Here is a 21382-nt window from a genome sequence, read left to right on the forward strand (position 1 = left end):
GGCTTAATCCTCCGGGTGGTCTTTGGCGTTGCGGCGGGCCAGATAGGCCAGACCGGCGAAGGCCACGGCGGGGCCGACCATCCCGGCGTACAGCGTGTGCTGGATGCCCTCGGACAGCGTCGGATAGCCGGTGTCCGGCACGTTGGTCGGCAGGTTCAACTTGTCGAACGGCACGCCCGACACCGCCAGACATTGGGTGCCGCCCAGTTCCGTTTCGCCGTAGATGTGGGGCTGATAAGCGGCGGCGACCGTCTTCTCATGCCCGGCCCGCGCCCCGCCGACCGTGCCGCCGATGTCGCCGCGCGGGTAATGCGTGACCTCGCCGACTTTCAGGGCGGTGCGGCGCTTGGCCTCCGCCTTCAGATCCTCGGTTCGGCCAAACAGGGTGGCCCCGGTCGGGCAGACGTCGGCGCAGCCCGGCAACTGATTCTCGGCCAGACGGTGCTGGCAGAGCTGGCATTTTTTGATTTCGCCGAAGGCGTCGTTGTAATCGTATTTCGGCACGCCGAACGGGCAGGACAGCACGCAATAGCGGCAGCCGATGCAGGCGTCCGGGTTGTGGCTGACGATGCCGGTCTTCTCATCCTTGGTCATCGCCGACACCGGGCAGACCGACACGCAAGACGGGTCGGCGCAGTGCAGGCATTGCCGCTTGATGAAGGCGAAGCCGTTTTCCGGCGAATCCTTGGTCTCGCCGGTGCCGTGGCTGTAGGCCTTGATGATGTTCAGCGTCTTGGCCGACAGTTCCACCGGCGTGTCCCAGGTCGGGTTGCCGGGCGCGCCGTTCCAGGCCTGCGCTTCCGGCCCAACCTCCGGCGGCATGTGGTTGACGTCCTTGCAGGCCGTCACGCAGGCCTTGCAGCCGATGCACAGCGTGCTGTCGTAGAGCAGGCCCAGCGCGTCGGGCGACATCGTCTTGGGCGCGCGTTGCAGCGCGTTGGCGTCGGGCGTCGCGACGATTGTGGCGCAGGCGGCGGCCGCCGCCCCCGCCGATCCTTGCAGGGCGCCGCGCAGGAAACCACGCCGCGACACCGTGCCTTTTGAGGGTGATTTTGCCATGGCGGGCCTCACTGCGCGTCGGAATCAGTCGGGGCGTCCCGTTCGGCGTTCGCGTCCTGCTTGCCCAACCGCCCGGCGATGACCGCGCCCGCGCCGATGGCGGCGCCCGCGATGCCCGCGACCACGGCGGCGGCGCCCGGCGTCATGCCTTGGCCCTTCTCCGTGGCGACCGCCGGATACGTGTTGGGCGGAGCCACCGACTTCAGCGTCGCCAATTCATGAATGCTCTTGGTGAAGCCGACGCCCTTTTCCGAACAGCCGAAGCAGGGGTGCCCGGTGCCGACCGGCCAGGTTCCTTGGCCGACGTCGTTGAAACCGATGGACGGGCAATTGTGGTAGGTTTCCGGCCCCTTGCAGCCCAGCTTGTACAGGCAATAGCCCTGGCGGTGGCCGTAATCGCCGAACTCCATGGCGAAGCGCCCGGCGTCGAAATGCGGGCGGCGTTCGCAATTTTCGTGGATCAGGCGGCCATAGGCGAATTTCGGGCGCATCTTGTCGTCCAGCGCCGGAAGCTTGCCGAAGGTGACGAAATGCAGGACGAGGGAGAGGAAATTGTACGGGTTGGGCGGGCAGCCGGGGATGGTGACGACCGGCTTGTCGGTGATGATCTCGTTCAGGCCCTTGGCCCCGGTCGGGTTCACGCCGGTGGACACCCAGCCGCCCCAGGAGGAGCAGGAGCCGATGGAGATGACGGCGGCGGCCCCGGCGGCGCACTCCTTCACCGCCTCGATGTAGGTCTTTCCGGCGACGCGGCAGTAATTCCCCCCGGCCCCGGTCGGCACGGCGCCGTCCGTGACCATCAGATACTTGCCCCAATTGGCTTTCATCGCCTGCTGTTTCCAGTTTTCGGCCTGATGGCCGGACCCTGTCATCAGCGTTTCGTTGTAATCGAGCGAGATGGTGTCGAGAATCAGGGTTTCGAGCGTCGGGTGGTTGGTGCGCAGCAGCGTTTCGGTGCAGCCGGTGCAGGCCTGCCCCGACAGCCAGATCACGGTCGGGCGGGGGGCGGCGACGGCGGCGTTGGCGATGCTGACGCCGAATCCCGGCTCCAGCCCCAGCGTGGCGGCGACGCCGGTGCAATAGGCCAGAAAATCCCGGCGGTTCAAACCGGCGAGCGCGTTCTCATAGGATTCGAGGTCGCCGATGTTTTCGGCGTCGTTCAGCACCTGACCGTCGGGCATTCCCTGCTCCCTCCCTGGGCGTTCCATATCGTGGCGACAAACCGGCGAATCTTGCCCGGCGCGCGCGCAACAAAGCCGCGCCGCAGCCGGGAACGGATGCGGAAGGGTCTGCACACCCATGTTTTTGATGGGCATGACGGCGCGCAGCCGCCTTGACGGGCATTGAGCCAGTTGCAGGGCAGACCAACATTGATCTGCATCAACGACCATACTTTCCATATGGTCTTCTGAGCGCTTGCGGACTGCGACGGATCGTCCCGCATTGGTTGGCGGACGATTTTGCCAACCGGCTTGGCTCAGGGGGTTGCGCATGTATGGCGGCGCGCGATATAGGGCTAAGGCCCAACCTGTCTGACAACTGACATCAGGAACCCCGCCCGTGGACTCGCTGCTTCCCGAATTGATCGCGCTTGGTCAGGTCATGTTCATTGATCTGGTTCTGGCGGGCGACAACGCCATCGTCGTCGGCATGGCGGCGGCGGGGGTGGCGCGGGCGCAGCGGGCCAAGGTGATTTTCTGGGGCATCGCGGCGGCGGTCATGCTGCGCATCGTCTTCGCCCTGCTGACCACCCAATTGCTGGACGTCATCGGCCTGACCTTCGCGGGCGGCATCCTGCTGATGTGGGTGTGCTGGAAGCTGTTCCGCGAGTTGCGCGAGCAGAAGGAGGAATCCGAAGGCGCTGATCTGGTGTCGGAGGACGACGCGTCCGTCGGCGGAACGGCGGGCGGCGGCAAGACGATGCGGGCGGCCATCTGGCAGGTGATCGTCGCCGACGTGTCGATGTCGTTGGACAATGTGCTGGCGGTGGCGGGCGCCGCGCGCGAGCATTTGTGGGTGATGGCGATTGGCCTGCTGCTGTCGGTGGCCCTGATGGGCGCGGCGGCCAGCGTGATCGCCCGCTTGCTGAACCGCTACCACTGGATCGCCTATCTTGGGCTGGGCGTGATCGTCTATGTGGCGTTGATGATGATCTACCACGGCAGCGTCGAGGTTCTGGCGTTCGCCGGAGTGATGAGCTGATCGTCTGACAAGCGGACGGTTTAGCGGGCGGCGCAGCTTTGAATCGCCGCGCCGATCTGGGCGCGGCCTTGGGCGTCCAGCCGGTCGGCGAGGAAGGCGTCCCATTGGCCGGTGGCGGTGATCGCGCTTTGCACGCAGCGGCAACGCGGCTCGCAGAGCGCGATGGGCGTTCCGGTCTGGCCGCAACTGGCGACGCAGGAGCTTTGAAAACTGCGGGTCGCCGGGGATTCGACGGCAATCAGGCCGCTGTGGGCGATCAACCAAACCGCGCCGAACAGAATCGGTTGGTGAATCAGATAGATGGCCAGGCTGCGCCGCCCAGCCAACGCCAATCCCTGCCCAATCACGCCGCCGGGCAAAAGGCCGCGCCCAACGCCGGACCACAACCGGGCCAGCGCGATTCCGGTCAGCACGCCGGAAATCCAGGGCAGCAGCGGCACGAAATCGTTGGAATTCGGGGCGAAACTGGTCAAGCCGATCCAGCGCAGCCATGGGCTGTCAAAGAGCGGAAAACCAAAACTCAGCCCAGCGGCCAAAGCCAGAATGGCCGCGAGCAGCGTGACCGGCGCGGGCAAGCGGACGAAGAGCAGACCAACGACGCTGGCCGCCGCCATATGGTGCAGCACGCCGAAGAAAATCGGGCTGTCGGGAAAGACCGTGTAGGACGCCGCCGACACAGCGGCGGCGGCGGCGATCAGACGGCCCAGACGGCGGAAATAGCGCGGGCGATCCAACCCGCTTTCCGTCGCCAGAACCAGACCGATCCCGGCGAGCAGCAGAAAGCTTGACAGGATGGCGGTGCGGGCGGCCAGCCACAGCGGGTTTTCAAACAGATCAAAGTCGGCCAGCCCGACGAAGGTCAAATCCCAGCAGGCGTGATAGGCCGCCATGGCGACCAGCGCCGCCCCACGCGCCGCGTCGAGACGCGGGCGACGTTCCCTCTCCCCCCCGGGGAGAGGGGTAGGGTGAGGGGGATGCGTGGCGGTCATGATTGGGATTGCGCGAGCGAATCCGCCACCGCCGTCCCGAACAGGGCGGGCGGCGCGTCCCCCTCACCCCGGCCCTCTCCCCGGGGGGGAGAGGGGGAGGTCAGGGCGCTCACAACCAGTCGGGCACCCGTTCCGCCGCCAGCATCTCCTCCACCGTCGGGCGGGGGCGGATGACGGCGAAGCGGTCGCCGTTGACCAGAACCTCCGGGATCAACGGGCGGGTGTTGTAGGTCGAGGACATCGCCGCGCCATAGGCCCCGGCCGACAGAAAGGCGACCAGTTCATCGTCGGCCAGCGGCGGCAACTGGCGTTGCACGGCGAAGGTGTCGCCGCTCTCGCACACCGGGCCGACCACGTCGTATGGCTCCAGAGTCACTCCGGCTTCCGGTTCGGCCACTGGAATGATGCCGTGATAGGCCTCGTACAGCGACGGGCGGATCAGGTCGTTCATCGCGGCGTCGACGATGGCGAAGCGGCGATGCAACCCCTGCTTCACATAAATGACGCGGCTGACCAGAATCCCGGCGTTGCCGACCAGCGAACGCCCCGGCTCCAGCGTGACGCGGCAGCCGAGATTGCCGGTGATCGAGCGGACCATCGCCGCGTAATCGGCCAGATCGGGCGGCGCTTCGTTCTTGTAGGTGATGCCCAGACCGCCGCCAAGGTCGAGCCGCTGGATGTCGTGCCCATCGGCGCGCAACTGGTGCAGCAGGGCGGCGACCCGCTCATACGCGGCGCGGAAGGGGGCCAGATCGGTCAATTGCGAGCCGATGTGGACGGCGATGGAGACCGGCTTGATCCCCGGCAGCGACGCGGCGAATTTGTAGATGTCGCGCGCTTGGTCGTAATCGATGCCGAACTTGTTCTCTTTCTTGCCGGTCGCGATCTTGGCGTGGGTCTTGGCGTCCACGTCGGGGTTGACGCGGATGGCGATGGGGGCGACCACGCCCAGGCTGGACGCGACCGCGCTCAGCGCCTCCAACTCCGGGACGGATTCGACGTTGATCTGGTGGATTCCGGCTTCCAACGCCGCGCGCAGCTCCTCGCGCGTCTTGCCGACGCCGGAAAAGACGATGCGTTCGGGCGGGATGCCGCCCGCCAGCGCCCGCTTCATCTCGCCCACCGACACGACGTCGCCGCCCGCGCCCAGCTTGGCGAAGGTGCGGATGACCGCCAGATTGGAGTTGGCCTTCAGCGCGTAGCACACGCCCGCGTCCTGCCCGGCGAAGGCGCCGGCGTAGGCGCTGTAATGCGCTTCCAGCGCCGCCGTGGAATAGAGGTAAAAGGGCGTGCCGACGGCGCGCGCCACCTCGTTCACCGAGACGGATTCGGCGTGCAGCACGCCGTAACGGTAGGCGAAGGCCCCCATCGGCGCGCTGGGCTTGGGCGACGACGCGCTCATGGAAACTTCACTCCGGGGGCGGGTTCGCCGGGCTTGGGATCCAGCGACAGATTGGGATAGCTGCGCGGGAAGGGATCGGTCTGTCCCTCCGGCAGGGCTTCATCGACGTATTTCGGGCGCTTGCCGCAGGCCGACAGGGCCAGCGCGGCGGCAAGGACCAGGATGGTCGCACGGATGGGGTGCTTCACAGGAAACGCTCCCGAGCGGCCTTGACCGCCTCTTTGACGCGGACGGGGGAGGCGCCGCCGAAGCTGCGGCGGCTGTCCAACGACGCCTCGATGCTCAGCGCCGGATAGACGGCCTCGGTGATGCGCGGTTCGATGGCCTGGAGTTCGGCCAGGGTCAGATCGGTGAGGCCGACGCGCCGGTCCTCCGCCGCCTTCACGGCGCGGCCCGTCACATGATGGGCCTCGCGGAAGGGCATGTTCAGCGCCCGCACCAGCCAATCGGCCAGATCGGTGGCGTTGAGGAAGCCGCGATCCGCCGCCTCCCGCATCGCCGCCTTGTTGGGTTGCATGTCGCGGACCATGCCCTCCGTCGCGGCGATGCAGAGCGCCAGCGTGTCGTCGGTCTCGAAGATGGGTTCCTTGTCTTCCTGCATGTCCTTGGAATAGGCCAGCGGCAGCCCCTTCATCACCATCAACAGGCCGGTCAGCGCGCCGACGACGCGGCCCGACTTGGCCCGCACCAGCTCCGCCGCGTCGGGGTTTTTCTTCTGCGGCATGATCGAGGAGCCGGTGGTGAAGGCGTCCGACAACTTGATGAAGCGGAATTGCGCCGAACACCAGACGACGATTTCCTCGGCGAAGCGCGACAGATGCGTCGCGCAGATCGAGGCCGCCGCCAGATACTCCAGCGCGAAATCACGGTCGGACACGGCGTCCAGCGAATTGGCGGTCGGGCGGTTGAAGCCCAGCGCCTCCGACGTCATGAAACGGTCGATGGGGTAGGGGGTTCCGGCCAGCGCCGCCGATCCCAGCGGGCATTCGTTCAACCGGGCGCGGGCGTCGCGCACGCGGCCCCGGTCGCGCCCGAACATTTCGACATAGGCCAGCAGGTGATGACCGAAGGAAACGGGCTGCGCCGCCTGCAAATGGGTGAAGCCGGGCATCACCGTGTCGGTGTTCTGTTCGGCCAGATCAATCAGCGCGCTTTGCAGCGACATCAGACCGCCGTCGAGCCGGTCCAGCGCGTCGCGCACCCACAGCTTGAAATCGGTGGCGACCTGATCGTTGCGCGAGCGCCCGGTGTGCAGGCGTTTGGCCGGTTCGCCGATCAATTCGGCCAGCCGGGCTTCCACATTCATGTGAATGTCTTCCAGCTCCACCTTGAAGGTGAAGATCCCGGCGTCAATCTCTTCCTTCACCCGGTCCAGCCCGGCGCGGATGGCGTCGGCGTCGGCCTGGGTTATGATGCCCTGCTTGGCCAGCATCGCGGCGTGCGCCTTTGATCCGGCGATGTCCTGATCGGCCAAGCGCTTGTCAAAGCCGATGGAGGCGTTGATCTTCTCCATGATGGCGGCGGGGCCGCGCGCGAAGCGACCGCCCCACATTTGGCTGGCGGCCGGGGCGAAGGCGGCGGCGGTGTCTTGCGGGGCTTGTTCGGCGCTCATGTCGACGGCATTCAGCTAGGGGGGCGAGGAAGCGTGAGTATGCGGACTTTGACGGCCACCGCAACGGTTTGTGTGTGCGTGGCGGGCGCCGGGTTGTGGTGGAGCGCCGACGCGCTGCCCTTGGCCGCGCCGCCCGCGCCCCAGGTGGTGCGCCTGGACGCGCCGATTCCGGTCGCCGGGCTGGAAAAATACGCGGGACTGGAAAAATACAAGGGCGCCGAAACGCCCAAACCGATTCCGCCGCTGGCCTTCGTCGATGGCGAGGGGCGGCGGGTCGATCTGTCCCAATTTGGCGGGCGGGTCGCGCTGCTGAATCTATGGGCGACCTGGTGCGGGCCGTGCGTGAAGGAAATGCCCTCGCTCGACCGTTTGCAGGGGCAATTGGGCGGCGACGCCTTCCAGGTGGTGGCGCTGTCGCTCGACCGGGGCGGCAAGGCGGCGGTGGAGCCGTTTTATCAGAAGACTGGCGTCAAGAATCTGGCGCTCTACCTCGACCCCGGCAGCGCGTCGATGCAGGCGCTGGGGCTGCGCGGGTTGCCGACGACTCTGCTGATCGACGCCCAAGGGCGCGAGTTGGGCCGGGTCGAGGGCGCGGTCGAATGGGATTCGCCCGAGGTGCTGGCCTTCCTGCGCGGCTATGCCGGGCGCGGGGCTGGTCCGGCGCCGGGCGGCGCTCCGGCGGGGGGCGGGGTGGTGAAGACGGGCGGCTGATTGGGCGCGGCGGATTCGGCAAGGCCGCGCGATCTGTTCACAATTTCACACAATCCATTGACGGTTTTCGCCATTGCTGTTGACGAACGTGATGAAGAATTGAACATCTGTTCAACAATCCGCCACCCGTCGTTCCGCTAGGAGACCTTCCACATGATGACCCTTCCCGCCCGGTCCCGCTTGGCCGGTCTGGCGCTTGTTCCGGCTGTGGTCGCGCTGTGCGTCGGTCTGGCCGCCGCCCCGTCTCTGGCGCAAACGGCGGCGGCCCCGCCGATGGTGCGTTACGACATCGGCTATGACATTTTCTATCCGGTGCGCGCGCAGAACGGCATGGTCGCCGCCGAACATCGGTTGGCGACCGAGGTCGGGGTGGAGGTCCTGAAGCGGGGCGGCAACGCGGTGGACGCGGCGGTGGCGGTCGGTTTCGCCCTGGCGGTGGTGCTGCCCAACGCGGGCAACGTCGGCGGCGGCGGCTTCATGATGGTGCATGACGCCAAGACCGGGGAGGACGTCGCCATCGACTTCCGCGAGATGGCCCCGGCCAAGGCCAGCCGCGACATGTATCTGGACGAGCAGGGCAAGGTCGTCGCCAACCGCTCGCTGTACACCCATCTGGCGGTCGGCGTTCCCGGCACGGTCGCCGGTCTGGCCCACGCCCTGGCGACGCACGGAACGATGACGCTGGCCGATGTTTTGGCTCCGGCGATCAAGCTGGCGCGCGAGGGCTATGACGTCACCCCGCAACTGGCTGGATTGCTGGAGGTCGAACGCGACCATCTGGCCGCCTGGGGCGCGACCCGCGCCATCTTCTTCAAGGACGAGCGCCCGCTGCGGGCCGGGGAAAGGCTGGTCCAGACCGATCTGGCGAATTCGCTGGAGTTGATCGCCAAGGACGGGCCGAAGGCTTTCTACGAGGGGAGCATCGCCGAGAAGATCGCGGCGGAAATGGCCAAGCGCGGCGGCCTCATCACCGTTGAGGATCTGAAAAACTACAAGGTGGTGGACCGTGCGCCGGTCAGCGGAACCTATCGCGGCTACACGGTGAAATCGATGCCGCCGCCCAGCTCCGGCGGGACGCACATCGTGCAGATCCTCAACATTCTGGAGCGCTATCCGCTGAAGGAGCAGGGCCTCGGCAGCGCCCAAAACATCCATCTGATGGCGGAGGCGATGAAGTTCGCCTACGCCGACCGCGCCGAATATCTGGGCGATCCGGATTTCACCAAGGTGCCGGTCAAGGGCCTGACCTCCCGCCGCTACGCCGACGAATTGGCGGCGAAGATCGACCCGGACAAGGCGACCCCCGCCAACACCATCAAGCCGGGCAAGCCGCAGCCCTACGAAAGCGACCAGACCACCCATTTCTCGGTCGCCGACGCCAAAGGGAACGTGGTCAGCGCCACCTACACGCTGAATTTGAATTTCGGCAGCGGCATCGTCGCCGAAGGGACCGGCATCCTGCTGAACAACGAGATGGATGACTTTTCCGCCAAGCCGGGGGTTCCCAACGCTTTTGGCCTGATCGGCGGCGAGGCGAATTCCGTGCAGCCTTTCAAGCGCCCGCTCAGCTCGATGTCGCCGACCATCGTGTTGAAGGACGGCAAGCCCTGGCTGGTCACGGGCAGCCCCGGCGGCAGCCGCATCATCACCACCACGCTGGAAACCATCATCGACCACATTGATTTCGGCCTGAATCCGGCGGAAGCGACGGCGGTTCCCCGTGTCCATCACCAATGGACCCCGGACGAGTTGCGGGTGGAAAAGGGCCTCAGCCCCGACACCGTCCGCCTGTTGGAGCAGAAGGGCCACAAGGTGGCGGTGAAGCCGACCATGGGCCGCACCCAGACCATTCAGTTGCGCGCCGACGGCCTTTACGGCGCGTCCGATCCGCGCAACCCGGACGGCCTGACTTTGGGCTATTGACCCGAAAGGACGGTTGACCGCCGGGCGTTTTTGCCCCTGACGGCGAACGGGCGGGAGTCTTTCGGGCTCCCGCCCGTTTTCGTTGCGGCGGCGCCGTCTTGAAATTCCCGCATACAAAGAAAATTATTCCTGTATTTGTAACCAAAAGTCTGTTTCGGAGGCAAAAAAAGGCCGACTCTCCAAGGACTTTTTCAGATCGGGCAACGGAACAGTTGGCGTGGCGCGGTCGGTCGGCTAGCTTTCTAAGGAGCAAACTGGAGCATCTATCGTGGAACACGCCTTGGTCGACAAAAATCGCGAATGGACCTATCTGCGCATGGGCAAGGCGCCCGCCTCTGTCCGAGTCGCTGATTTTGAACGCGAGGGAAAGCGCATCGTCGCTTTTCTGGAGCAGACCGACATCGCCAAAACGGCGGGCGCTCCGCTGAACGCGGTCAATGAATGGCCGAACATCGCCCAAACCTACGCCCAAGAACAGGGCGTGCCGTTGAGCGACATTTATTGGTACGAGGTGAACCCCCGTCGTTTCGCCAACGGTCGGCCCAACGTGTCGGAATATTTGCCGGGCCGCAACGAGTGGCGGTTTGAGACCAGCATTCCGTTGGCCCGCGCCATCGTCGAACAGCTTGGCTACGATCCGGACACCTTGCCGCTCGACATCTGAGGGCTGTGTTGCGTGGGGCGTGGTCCCGCGCCCCCTGTCGCGCGTCCGTTTCCCAGTGTAGAATGATCGCTCTGGGTGATCGCCCTTTTGCGGTCGGGAGACGAACGATGAACGCGGTGTTTCGGGCTTTGGCGGTGGGGGTGGCGAGCGTCGCGGCGTTGCTGGCGCCGCCGTCGGGGGACGCTCAGGCGCGTGGATCGGTCAGGGTCGATATTGGTGTTGGCGGCTATTATCCGGCCTATGGCCATCACCACCATCGGCATTATTACGGGCCGCCGCCGGTGGTCCTGTACCCGGCGCCGCCGGTTGTGATGTACGAACCGCCGCCCCGCGTGGTCTACGCGCCGCCGCCCTACGTCGCCGCCGATCCGGCGGGGCCGCTTTACCGTTCGGGCGACGGGCGCCAGTGCCGTGAGTATCAAAGCACGGTGATGATCGGCGGTCGTCCGCAATCCAGCTATGGCACGGCCTGTCTGCAAGCCGACGGGACGTGGCGCATCGTCGATTGACGGGGCCGCTCAGAAATCCATCGGGTGCAGGTCCGTAAGGTGCAGGTCCTGGTGGGCGTGGTGGATCTCGCACACCTTGTCCCAGCGTGACAGAAAGGCGTCGACGAACACCGGGTCGAAATGGACGCCTCGATTCTTCACGATATAGTCGCGTGCGGCGTCCAACGACCATGCCCGCTTGTAGGGCCGGGTCGAGGTGAGAGCGTCGAAGACGTCGGCGACGGCGACGATCCGGCCGCTTACGGGAATGGCGCCGCCGGACAACATGTTCGGGTAGCCGGTTCCGTCGAACTTTTCATGGTGGGACAGGGCGATTTCCGCCGCCATGCGCAGCAAGGGGACGTCGCTGTCGGCCAGGATGCGATGGCCGATGGTGGCGTGTTGGCGCATGATCGGCAACTCGGCCTCGGTCAAACGGCCCGGTTTCAGCAAAATCAGATCGGGAATGCCGATTTTGCCGATGTCGTGCATCGGCGCGGCCTTCAGCAACTCGTCGCAAAAATCGCGGTCGTAACCGGCGGCTTCGGCGATCAGGCGGGAATAGCGGGACATGCGTTCCAGATGCGCGCCGGTTTCCGGGTCGCGGTATTCGGCGGCGCAGGACAGGCGGAGGACCAACTCCTCGCCCTGCCGCTGCAACGCCGCCGTGACCCGTTGCACCTCGGTCGCCAGCAAGGCGGCGCGGTCGCGCAACAGGGCGCGGCTTTGCCGCAGGGCCAGAAGGTTGCGCAGGCGGGCCTGCACTTCGGGAATGATGATCGGCTTGGTCAGGAAATCGCTGCACCCTTCATCCAGCGCCCGGATGCGGGTCTCCACGCTGGTGTCCGCCGTCACGATGACGACCGGAACGGTGTCCAGCGTCTTGTTCTGCCGGATGCGCTGCAACAGGGTGATGCCGTCCATCTCCGGCATCATCTGGTCCAGCAAAATCAGGTCCGGCTCGTTGGCGTCAAGCCACTGGGCCGCCTCAAGCGGGTTGGAATAGGTGATCGGCTCCGCGTCATCCAAACGGCGGACGACCGCCGCCATGATGATGAGGTTGGTCCGGTCATCGTCAACAATCAGAACATTCATGCGGAGCGCCTCTTCCGCCGGGTCTCAAGCAGCCGTTTGATCGTGTCGAGCAGGAGGTTGAGGTCGACCGGTTTCTCAAACGCGGCGTCGGCTCCCAAAAGTCGGGCCATGTTGGGCAACTCCATCCGCAGCCGCGCGCTGCCGCCAGAGACGGCGATCAACGGCGGAGAGGATGGCGAACGTTTCAATTTCTGAATGATTTCATAGCCATCGGTTTCCGGCATGATGATGTCGGTCAGAACAAGATCAATCATGCGGTCCCGCAGGATCTCCAGAGCGGCGCGACCGTTCTCCGCGTCGTGGACGACGTAGCCGACGCGGGTCAGCGCCGTGTGGACCATGTCGCGAAAATCGGGATCATCATCGACCAAAAGGATATGGGCGGGCTTCGTCGTCGGTTGCAGCACATACATGGTCATTTCCATGACGACGATCCTCAAAACACAACGTGTCCGGCGGCGGTTTGGCGCCGCGCGCCGGATTGGAGTTCCCTTAAAGATTGCGCGCGTCGCCGATCCGGGCGGGGGGCGGGGCGCAAAGATCAATGAAACCAGCGTCCACAATACAGCCGCGCCGGTGTTTGGCGTCAGGATTGAAGGATAATGGTTTCGGGAAATAGGATATCCGAGGATAGTATCCCCTGGGATGGATGGGGTTGTCACGGGGCGGATGACCGAAACCTAACATTTCCACTCTCATATTCGACTTTGGTGGTACACTGCCCCATCGGTTAAGGGGTCGGTGCCGGGGCGGCGGAGGCGGTCGATGAAGATACTGGTGGCGGATGACCACCCCTTGTTCCGGGACGCCCTTGAGTTGTCCATCCGGCAGGCCTGGGCCGACGCCGAGATTGTTTCCATCGGATCGTTGGAGTGTTTGGGGGCGGGGCGATTCGACCTGATCGTGCTTGATTGGCGCATGCCCGGCAGCGACGTTGGCGATCCCTTGACCCGTTTGCGCAAGGCTGGCGTCGAAGGGCCGGTGGCGGTCGTCACGGGCGCCGAGGATTTGGACACGGCGGTCGAGGTGCTGCGTTGCGGGGCCGACGCCTTTCTGCCCAAGACCACCCCACGGCGTGTTTTGGCGCAGGCCCTGCGCCTTGTGGCCGAGGGCGGCAGCTTTGTGCCGAAGGAGATCGCGCTGGAGCTTTTGTCGCATCACGGCGCGTTCGCCGAATGCGACGGAACCGGGGATGATTTGCCGGAGCAGGCGGATGGAGAGGGCGATCCGGAACCTGGGGTGTCGTCGCCCCTGACGGACCGCGAACAGCAGGTGCTCGGCATGTTGGCGACCGGCGCGACCAACAAGGAAATTGGCCGTCAACTCAGCCTGCAAGAGGTGACGGTGAAGCTGCACACCCGGCGGATCCTGCGCAAGCTGGGCGCGCGCAACCGCACCGACGCCGTGCGGCGGGCTCAAGAGGCCGGGTTGCTGAACCACGGGCTGAGCGCCGCGTCCTGAAACGTTCCTTCGTCCAGCCCGCATCCTCCCGGATGACCGCGCCGCAAGCCTTCAAAAGCCGGGACGGTGCTTCCCCTAACTGTTGATCGTTTGTTCAAGTCGGTAATGTTGACGCCTGAGCCGTGCCGAACAGACCGGCGGCGCCAAACGCTCCGTCCTCAACGATGAGTGATCGATGCACCGGACATCGCCGACCATACCCATCCATCATGCTGTTTTTCCGGCCTGGAGGGCTTGCATCGTGGTTCCGGCATTATTGGCGGCGGTGGTCGGGTTGACGGCCTTGTGGCTGTCGCCATCGCCCGTTGACCGGGCGTCGATGGCGTGGCTGTTCGCGGCGTCGGCGGCTTTGTGCGGTTCGGGTCTGTTCGCCGCCTTCGTCGCGCGCGGTGAAATACGGCGGTTGGAGCGGGAGCTGCGGCGGGAAAAAGCGGCGTCGGCGTGGCGGGACGACGCGGCGCATGATGATCTTCTGGACGATGACGACGACACGTCTCTGGACGTCGAGACGGCGCTGTCGATCAACCATCTGCGCGCCGCTTTCGACGCCGCCGCCGAGGCGATGGTGATCCTCGACGCCGATCTGTGGGTGGTCGCCAGCAACCCGGCGGCCATCGGCCTGCTTGGCGTGGCGGCGGCGGCGGAGACCCGTTGGGATGAAAAGATCGTCTGGCCGTCCCCGATCACGCCGGAGCGTGTGCCGCTGCCAGAGGGCTGCCTGCTGATTGTCGGACGGGATTCGGCGCAGGAGCGCCTGCGCGCCGCCCAACTCGACCATATGGACGGGGTGGCGGATGTCGCGGGCATGATCGTGCATGATGTCAACAACGCGCTGGGCGCGGTTGCCGGTTACGCCGATTTTCTGGCGGCCGACCTGCCCGCCCATTCGCCGCAGGCCGATTTCGCCACGCGCATCCTCAGCGCGACCGACCGCAGCAAGACGGCGTTGCGCCGGATTGTGTCGGCGGCCCGCGATCTTGCGGTGGACATCCGTCCGGTTTCCACCGACGACGTTCTGAAGGAAACCGCCCGCCTTTTGCGCGTCGCCGGGCGTTCCAATCTGTCGGTGCGGAACGAGGCGGGGCGTTTGGATTGTCTGGGCGACGGCGTGCTGCTCGCCCGAACCCTGGCCGGGCTGGTCCATGGCTGTGGCGGCGATCCTGTCGGGGCAGGCGGCTCAAGCGCGCTGGACGCTGGGAACGAGGGGGGCGCCAAGCTTCCCCTGACCCCGACCCTGCGCGTGGCGCGTTGGGCGGGCGAGGAGGACGCGCTCAAGGCTCCCATCGGTTGGTCGTCCCATGCGGCCCTGCCGCCGCATCGCCGCCCGCAGGCGTTGTTTGAGTTGCGCGCGCCGGGGCCGCCGCGTCCGATGACGGCCTTGCGCGGGCTGATCGACCCCCTGCTGGCCGCGCGGGAGCAGGTCCGTTCCGGGGGGGAGGACACGGCTTCGGCGTTGGCGGTGGCGCGTGCGTTGGACGGCGGGTTGGTTGTTTGGACTCATCCCGTCGAGGGCACGGTCATCCGGCTGTTCGTGCCAATGGCCCCTTTGTCCTTGGCGCCGGTTCAACCACCTGTCGCCGTGGAGGCCCGGCATGTTCTGGTGGTGGATGAGGAACGGGAAACCGGGGATCGTCTGTCGATTGGTCTGGAACGGCAAGGTTATGAGGTGGCGGTCTGCGAAAGCGCGGCCGACGCGCTGGAGATCCTGGTCGATGAGCCGGGGTTTTTCGATGTGGCGGTGGTGGCCGGGCCATCGGCCGGGGGGATGTCCGGGTTGTCCTTGATCGCACGGTTGAAAGCCTTGCGGCCCGATCTGCCCTGCATCCTCTACACGGATCAACCCGTGGACGGCGATCCGGCCCGCTTGGCGTCGTCGGGGGTTGATCGTGTCTTGAGCAAGCCGATCGACGTCGAACGGTTGGCGCGCAGCATCACGACCTTGCTGCCCCGCGCGAACGAACCAAGGGCGTCAAAATGAAATCCCGACCGCAACATCGCCGCTTCACCGCCGCTGTCTGGGCGGGAACCCTGGTCATCGCCGTGGGGTTGTGGTTGGCCGCGCTTCTGCTGGCTCGCTACGACGAGTCCGAAGCGATGGCCCGGGCGGAGCGGGACACCGGCAATCTGGCCCGGGTCGTCGCGGAACAGACCACGCGGGCGATCGCCGAAGCCGATCAGGTGATGCTGTTCGTGATCGACGACACGCAACATCACGGCGACTTTGCCGATGAGGAAATCCACCGATTGATCCGCCATGCCGTTCAGCGGTCAAGCATTTTGGTGCAGATCGCCCTGATCGACGAGCGTGGCGATCTGGTGCAGACCAGCGTGGGCGACGCTCCCGCGCGGGTTCATCTGGCGGATCGCGAGCATTTTCGCGTGCATGTCGCCGACCCCAACGTCGGCCTGTTCATCGGCAAGCCGGTGTTTGGGCGGGCGTCGGGGAAATGGTCGATCCAACTGACGCGGCGGATCAACCGGGCCGATGGCTCCTTTGCCGGGGTGATCGTCGCCTCGATGGATCCGTTCTACTTCAGCCGGTCTTTGGAAAACCTGGACGTCGGACCGGACGGCGTCGTTTCCATCGTTGGCAAGGACGGAATCCTGCGCGCCCGTTCGGTTCTGAACGAACAGATCATTGGGCAGGACATCAGCCAATCGGCCACCTTGCGACAGGCGGCGACGCAGACGACGGGCTTCTTGCGGTTGAAAAGCGCGGTCGACAACATCGCCCGTCTTCAGTCTTTCCGGGTTTTGACCGACTACCCTCTGATCGTCACGACCGCCTTTGGCGAAGAGGCTTTCCTGGCCGACACCCGGAATCGCCAGCGCGTGTATCTGTCCGGCGCCGTCGTCAGCAATTTTGGGCTGTTCGCGCTGGCGCTGCTGGCGACGCGGCAATCGTCGCGGTTGGCGTCGTCGGCTTTGCGGTTGGCGGAGAGCGAGCGGCGGTTTCGCGATCAGGCGGAAACCGCGTCGGATTGGTTCTGGGAAATGGACGCGGATTTGCGTTTTTCTCAACTGATTGGGCCGTTGGTCCCGCACACGCCGAATGGCCTTCCCATCGGGTTGCGGCGCGAGGAGGTGGCGTTGCGCGAACCTGGCGACGCCGCCAAATGGGCGGAGCATCAGCAAATGTTGGAGCGCCGGGAAGCGTTCCGCAATTTTCGCTACCGGGTCAAAACCGCTGACGGGGTGCGCTATTTCAGCGTCAGCGGCCGCCCGATCTGGAGCGAGGACGGCGTGTTTCTCGGCTATCGCGGATCAGCCACCGACACGACCGAGCGGGAGTTGTCGGCCTTGCGGCTGCAAGCAAGCGAGGCCCGCTATCGCGCCATGTTTTCGTCGGTGGGGCAGCCCATCATCACCATTGACGAGGCTGGGGTGGTCGACGCCTTCAACCCGGCGGCGGAACGGATGTTTGGTTACGCGGCTGGCGACATTGTGGGCGGGCCGATGGCCAGATTGTTGCCGACGGCGTTCGCCGTGGCGTTGGATGGCCGACTTGAGTTTTATCGCGGCGTTGGCGGAATAATGCCGTTGTCCGATGTCCGCGAATTTTCCGGCCGCCGCAAGGATGGCGGCGAGTTTCCGGTCGAAGTGACGCTGGCCAGTTGGCGGGAAGGGGATCGCCGTTTTTACACCGGCGCGTTGCGCGACGTCACCGCCCAGCGCGAGATTGAAACGAGCCTGCGCCGGGCCAAAGAGGCCGCCGACCATGCCAACCGCATGAAAAGCGAATTTCTCGCCACGATGAGTCACGAAATCCGCACGCCGATGAACGGCGTGCTGGGCGCCTTGGCGTTGGTGGACGGGCCAAATCTGGACGCCGACCAGCGCCAGATGCTCGACATCGCCAATCGCTCCGGCAACGCCCTGTTGCAGATCATCGACGACATTCTTGATCTGTCCAAGCTGGAGGCGGGCAAGGTCGAGGTTGAATTGGTCGATTTCGACGCCCGCAAGACGCTCGACGACGTGATCCAGTCGTTGCGCCCCATCGCCTCCGGGCGAGCCTTGACCTTGTCGTTGGAGGTTGACCCGGCGGTTCCGGAGGTGGCGCGGGCGGACGTTCGGCGGATCCGGCAGGTGCTGGTCAATCTGATCGGCAACGCGCTGAAATTCACCGATCAGGGCGGCGTGGCCGTGCGCGCGTCACTGGAGGACGGGGTTCGGGCGGACGGCGGCCATTGCCTGCGCTTTGAGGTGATCGACACCGGCATCGGGATTCCCGCCGACGTGCTGCCCAACCTGTTCCGCCGCTTCACTCAGGCTGACAGTTCGACCACCCGCCGCTTCGGCGGCGCCGGTCTTGGTCTGGCGATCAGCCGTGAATTGGTGACGGTGATGGGCGGGCGGATCGGCGCGCGCAGCGGCGACGGCAAGGGCAGCGTCTTTTGGTTCACGGCGCCGTGCCAGGCGGGCGGGGCGATCTCTGGACCGTGGGCCGAGGCGACGTCGCCGTCTCCGAGCAACCCGGCGGTTGTCGGCCCCACCCTGCGCGGGCTGCGGGTTCTTGTCGCCGAAGACAATGAAATCAACCGTGACATCGTGGTCGCGATGCTGGAGCGAATTGGTCATCAGGTGGTCGCCGTCGCCGATGGGGCGCAGGCGGTTCTTGCGGTGGAGCGGCAACCGTTCGATCTGGTGCTGATGGATGTTCAAATGCCGGTGATGGACGGCATCGCGGCGACCCGGCGCATCCGGGCGATGCCGGGCGAGGCGGCGCGCGTTCCCATCGTCGCCCTGACCGGCAACGCCATGCCGGGGCATCAGGCCGACTATCGGGACGCCGGGATGAGCGCTTGTCTGAGCAAACCCATCGTCACCGCTGATCTGTTCACCCTGCTGTCCACTCTTGTCTTCCCGTCCTCGGCGGATCCGATCGAATCATCGAACTCGTCCGCGTCGCCGGAGGGGGGCTTGTTGGATGCTCGCCACGCCGCGTCTTTGCGTCGGGCGGTGGGCGAGGAAGCCTGGGCGCGGGCCACTGTGACCTTCGCCAACGCGGCGCGACAAAGCGTTGAGGACATCCGAATGGCGATGGGCCATGACGCGGCCGCGTTGCTTCGCGTGGCGCACACCCTGAAAGGAACGGCGGCCAACATCGGGGCGACGCGCCTGAGCCGTCTGGCCGCTTCGTTGGAGAACAGCGAGCATCCTGAGGAGCAGGCTGGAGTGTTGGTGGATTTGGAGGTCGCGTTGGAGGAAACGCTGTCGATTCTGCGCGATCATCCGCCGCCGCAGACGTGACGAAAGATCAAATGTCGCCTTTTTTGTAGGCATATCCAGTGATGCAGGGTAATTTACGGGCCGCTTTGTCGCGATCTTTGAAGACTTGCGACGATGCGGCGCAGATTCACGGGGTGTGGCGATTATCATGAGTTTTTTGCACGTCATCTCAATCCGGGCGAAGGTCGTCGCGGTGGCTGTTTTTGTGTTCGCCGCCGTTGGCGTTTCTGCTTTCCTCACCATGAGGGATATGGGGCGGCAAACCGCGCATTTGACCGAGATTCAGCGGGCGACCGACGATGTGGTCGGACGGGTGATCCCCCTGGTTTCAGCGGTGGCGGAGATTCGCTACGACGTGGCCCAAACCCAGCAATGGCTGACCGACATTTCGGCCACGCGCGGGTTGGACGGGATGGACGACGGCGAAAAAAAGGCCGCCGATTACGCCCGATTGTTTGACGAGCACACAACGACCGCCGCCCGGTTGGCGCGGGAACTCGGCCTGTCCGACGTGGTTCAGCAGGTCGAAGAGACCCGGCGCGCCTACGCGCCCTTTTACGACATGGGCAAGCGCATGGCGCGCGCCTACGTCGATGGCGGCCCGGCGTCGGGCAACGCGATCATGGGCAAATTCGACAGTGTGGCCGACGCCATGGGCGGCAGCCTGGAAAAGCTGGGCGGCAGCGTGGTCGCGGTCAGCGGCGCCAAGCTCACCGGCCTGACGGGCGCGATTGCGGAGGTTCAGGACGCGTCCAGCAGTCTGCGCCTGACCTTGATCGGCGCCGGTCTGGCCATCGGGTTGATGGCGGCGGCTTGCGTGGTGTTTCTGGAAGGGGCGATGATCCGCCCGATGGATCGGTTGCGCCGGGTGATGGTCGATCTGGCCGACGGCAAGCTCGACGTGACGGTTGGGCTGGAGGAGCGGCGAGACGAAATCGGCCATATGGCCGACACCGTTCGGGTGTTCCAGAGCGGCGCCCAGGAGAACGCCCGGCTGCGCGCGGCGCAGGAGGAAACCCGGCGGCAGGGCGAAGAGGAACGGCGTCTGGCGTTGGAGGCGATGGCCGACAAGGTGGAGCATGAAACCCGTCTCGCCGTCGATCACGTCGCCGAGCGCACGACGATGATGAGCGGCAACGCCGAGGCCATGTCGGATTCGGCGATGCAGGTCAGCGACAACGCGCAGAACGTCGCGGCGGCGGCACAACAGGCGTTGAGCAACGCCGAAACCGTCGCCGCCGCCACCGAAGAACTGTCGGCGTCCATCGGCGACATCGGCCATCAGGTGGCCAGCGCCGCTGCGGTGACGGGGCGCGCGGTGGACCGTTCCGGCGTGGCGCGCGCCACCATCGAAAAGCTGTCGGCGTCGGTGGAGCGGATTGGCGCGGTGGCCCGCCTCATCAACGACATCGCCAGCCAGACCAACCTGTTGGCGCTGAACGCCACCATCGAGGCGGCGCGGGCGGGCGAGGCCGGGCGCGGCTTCGCCGTGGTGGCGAACGAGGTGAAGAATCTCGCCAGCCAGACCGCGAAATCCACCGAAGAGATCGGATCGCTGATCGGCGAGGTCGAAAGCGTCACGGTCAGCGCCGTCAGCGCGGTGTCGGAGGTGGCCGACACCATCCAAGAGGTGGCGACGATTTCCTCGTCCATCGCGGCGGCGGTTGACGAGCAGGCGGCGGCCACCCATGAAATCGCCCGCTCGGTCGCGCAGACCAGCGACGCGGCCAAAGAGGTGTCGGCGCGCATTCGTCGGGTGTCGGCGGAGGCGGACGCGACGCAAAGCCGTGCGGGCGAGGTTCGCTCCATCGCCAACGAGGTGGCGGGCGGCATCGACACCCTGCGCAATGTGCTGATCCGCGTGGTCCGCACCTCGACCACCGACGTGGACCGCCGTCGGCGTCCGCGCTTTGCCGTGTCGATGGAGTGCGCGGTTGAATTGGCGGGTCAACCCGCCGCGCGCGCCAAGCTGGCGAATCTCTCGTCGGGCGGCGCCATGCTGACGCATGGTCCCGAGGGACGGGCAGGCGGCAAGCTGGTTCTGCGGATCGACGGCCTGTCCCGGGTTTTGCCCTGCCACGTCAAATCCTGCGAGCATGGCCGGATGCACGTGAAGTTCGAGTTGTCGCCCGCCGATCAAGAGGCGGTGGATCGCGAGATCAACACCCTGACTCGTGGCCTGACGCCGCTGGAAAGCGTGGCCTGATCGCTGGGCGTCCGCGCCCCTGACTATGGTTGGACGCGTCGAAGATCCCGCTGAGCGCGACGTCGCTCGGCGGGTTTTTTGCGTTCAATCCTTGGCGGTCAGCAACCTTTGCAAGCGGGCGAAGTCCACATATTGGCGCGGTCGGTCTTTCAACAGATCAGGGGCCGCTTGGGCGTTTTCCGTCGCGCATTCGGCCACGTAACGGGCCAACAGATCGCGCATGACTTCAGCCAACGGCGTTTGCCGTTGCCGCGCGTAATTCTTGGCCGCCATCTTGATTTGGTGGTCCACGCGCAACGAAATCGTCGCCTTTCTTGGATGAAATGAATCTCCAATCA

The 21382-nt window shown here is 65.6% G+C and carries 19 protein-coding genes; 10 read left to right on the top strand and 9 right to left on the bottom strand.

The features are described from left to right. Positions 1 to 3 precede the first annotated feature (3 nt). Together hybA and ACODS4_RS14350 are read right to left on the bottom strand one after the other, a co-directional pair. Complete coding sequence (gene hybA, locus ACODS4_RS14345; protein ID WP_488864731.1) at positions 4 to 1059, bottom strand: hydrogenase 2 operon protein HybA; 1056 nt, start codon at positions 1057 to 1059, stop codon at positions 4 to 6. Positions 1060 to 1067: 8 nt separating this feature from the next. Next, a complete protein-coding gene (locus ACODS4_RS14350) occupies positions 1068 to 2240 on the bottom strand; it encodes a hydrogenase small subunit (protein ID WP_488864733.1) in 1173 nt (390 codons plus the stop codon). Positions 2241 to 2619: 379 nt separating this feature from the next. Between ACODS4_RS14350 and ACODS4_RS14355 the strand changes: the two genes are divergently transcribed. Further along, entirely contained in the window at positions 2620 to 3261 is a 642-nt protein-coding gene (locus tag ACODS4_RS14355; protein WP_488864735.1) for a TerC family protein, read from the top strand. Positions 3262 to 3281: 20 nt separating this feature from the next. Here ACODS4_RS14355 and ACODS4_RS14360 read toward each other — a convergent pair whose 3' ends face one another. The 4 genes from ACODS4_RS14360 to argH all read right to left on the bottom strand — a co-directional run bounded on the left by ACODS4_RS14360 (position 3282) and on the right by argH (position 7264). Continuing rightward, on the bottom strand, positions 3282 to 4250 hold the full coding sequence (locus ACODS4_RS14360; RefSeq protein ID WP_488864737.1) for a heparan-alpha-glucosaminide N-acetyltransferase: 969 nt from the start codon (positions 4248 to 4250) through the stop codon (positions 3282 to 3284). A 109-nt stretch (positions 4251 to 4359) separates the two neighbouring features. Then, positions 4360 to 5619: a diaminopimelate decarboxylase gene (gene lysA, locus ACODS4_RS14365; RefSeq protein WP_488864990.1), complete on the bottom strand. Its 1260-nt coding sequence runs from the start codon at positions 5617 to 5619 to the stop codon at positions 4360 to 4362. Positions 5620 to 5648: 29 nt separating this feature from the next. Next, positions 5649 to 5840, bottom strand: a complete 192-nt coding sequence (locus ACODS4_RS14370; protein WP_488864739.1) for a hypothetical protein — start codon at positions 5838 to 5840, stop codon at positions 5649 to 5651. Next, entirely contained in the window at positions 5837 to 7264 is a 1428-nt protein-coding gene (argH, locus tag ACODS4_RS14375) for an argininosuccinate lyase (RefSeq protein ID WP_488864740.1), read from the bottom strand. The genes ACODS4_RS14370 and argH overlap by 4 nt, the downstream gene beginning before the upstream one ends. A 39-nt stretch (positions 7265 to 7303) precedes the next feature. On the opposite strand from argH, the gene ACODS4_RS14380 reads away from it, so the two are divergent. The 4 genes from ACODS4_RS14380 to ACODS4_RS14395 all read left to right on the top strand — a co-directional run bounded on the left by ACODS4_RS14380 (position 7304) and on the right by ACODS4_RS14395 (position 11071). Further along, positions 7304 to 7975: a TlpA family protein disulfide reductase gene (locus ACODS4_RS14380; protein WP_488864742.1), complete on the top strand. Its 672-nt coding sequence runs from the start codon at positions 7304 to 7306 to the stop codon at positions 7973 to 7975. Positions 7976 to 8128: 153 nt separating this feature from the next. Further along, on the top strand, positions 8129 to 9898 hold the full coding sequence (gene ggt / locus ACODS4_RS14385) for a gamma-glutamyltransferase (protein ID WP_488864743.1): 1770 nt from the start codon (positions 8129 to 8131) through the stop codon (positions 9896 to 9898). A 268-nt stretch (positions 9899 to 10166) separates the two neighbouring features. Next, positions 10167 to 10562 carry a hypothetical protein gene (locus tag ACODS4_RS14390; RefSeq protein ID WP_488864745.1) on the top strand — a complete coding sequence of 132 codons (396 nt, stop codon included), beginning with the start codon at positions 10167 to 10169 and terminating at the stop codon, positions 10560 to 10562. Positions 10563 to 10669: 107 nt separating this feature from the next. Beyond that, on the top strand, positions 10670 to 11071 hold the full coding sequence (locus ACODS4_RS14395; RefSeq protein ID WP_488864747.1) for an RT0821/Lpp0805 family surface protein: 402 nt from the start codon (positions 10670 to 10672) through the stop codon (positions 11069 to 11071). A gap of 9 nt (positions 11072 to 11080) precedes the next feature. Here ACODS4_RS14395 and ACODS4_RS14400 read toward each other — a convergent pair whose 3' ends face one another. Further along, the gene (locus ACODS4_RS14400; RefSeq protein ID WP_488864749.1) at positions 11081 to 12145 is read right to left on the bottom strand and encodes an HD domain-containing phosphohydrolase; all 1065 of its coding nucleotides are present in this window, start codon (positions 12143 to 12145) and stop codon (positions 11081 to 11083) included. Then, positions 12142 to 12570: a response regulator gene (locus tag ACODS4_RS14405; RefSeq protein WP_488864751.1), complete on the bottom strand. Its 429-nt coding sequence runs from the start codon at positions 12568 to 12570 to the stop codon at positions 12142 to 12144. The genes ACODS4_RS14400 and ACODS4_RS14405 overlap by 4 nt, the downstream gene beginning before the upstream one ends. Here ACODS4_RS14405 and ACODS4_RS14410 point away from each other — a divergent pair. From ACODS4_RS14410 to ACODS4_RS14430, 5 genes are all read left to right on the top strand, one after another. After that, the gene (locus ACODS4_RS14410) at positions 12569 to 12748 is read left to right on the top strand and encodes a hypothetical protein (protein ID WP_488864752.1); all 180 of its coding nucleotides are present in this window, start codon (positions 12569 to 12571) and stop codon (positions 12746 to 12748) included. The two genes, ACODS4_RS14405 and ACODS4_RS14410, sit on opposite strands and share 2 nt — an antisense overlap. A 162-nt stretch (positions 12749 to 12910) precedes the next feature. After that, positions 12911 to 13606 (top strand): response regulator transcription factor, encoded by a 696-nt coding sequence (locus tag ACODS4_RS14415; RefSeq protein ID WP_488864754.1) that lies wholly within the window; start codon positions 12911 to 12913, stop codon positions 13604 to 13606. A 241-nt stretch (positions 13607 to 13847) separates the two neighbouring features. Then, complete coding sequence (locus tag ACODS4_RS14420; protein ID WP_488864756.1) at positions 13848 to 15584, top strand: response regulator; 1737 nt, start codon at positions 13848 to 13850, stop codon at positions 15582 to 15584. Next, complete coding sequence (locus tag ACODS4_RS14425; protein ID WP_488864758.1) at positions 15581 to 18859, top strand: PAS domain S-box protein; 3279 nt, start codon at positions 15581 to 15583, stop codon at positions 18857 to 18859. The genes ACODS4_RS14420 and ACODS4_RS14425 overlap by 4 nt, the downstream gene beginning before the upstream one ends. Before the next feature lie 127 nt (positions 18860 to 18986). After that, on the top strand, positions 18987 to 21044 hold the full coding sequence (locus ACODS4_RS14430; protein WP_488864760.1) for a methyl-accepting chemotaxis protein: 2058 nt from the start codon (positions 18987 to 18989) through the stop codon (positions 21042 to 21044). A gap of 84 nt (positions 21045 to 21128) precedes the next feature. Here the strand turns inward: ACODS4_RS14430 and ACODS4_RS14435 are convergent, their stop codons facing one another. Then, positions 21129 to 21335 carry a hypothetical protein gene (locus ACODS4_RS14435; protein WP_488864762.1) on the bottom strand — a complete coding sequence of 69 codons (207 nt, stop codon included), beginning with the start codon at positions 21333 to 21335 and terminating at the stop codon, positions 21129 to 21131. Positions 21336 to 21382: the final 47 nt, after the last annotated feature.

The organism is Azospirillum sp. FG154 (assembly GCF_057809575.1).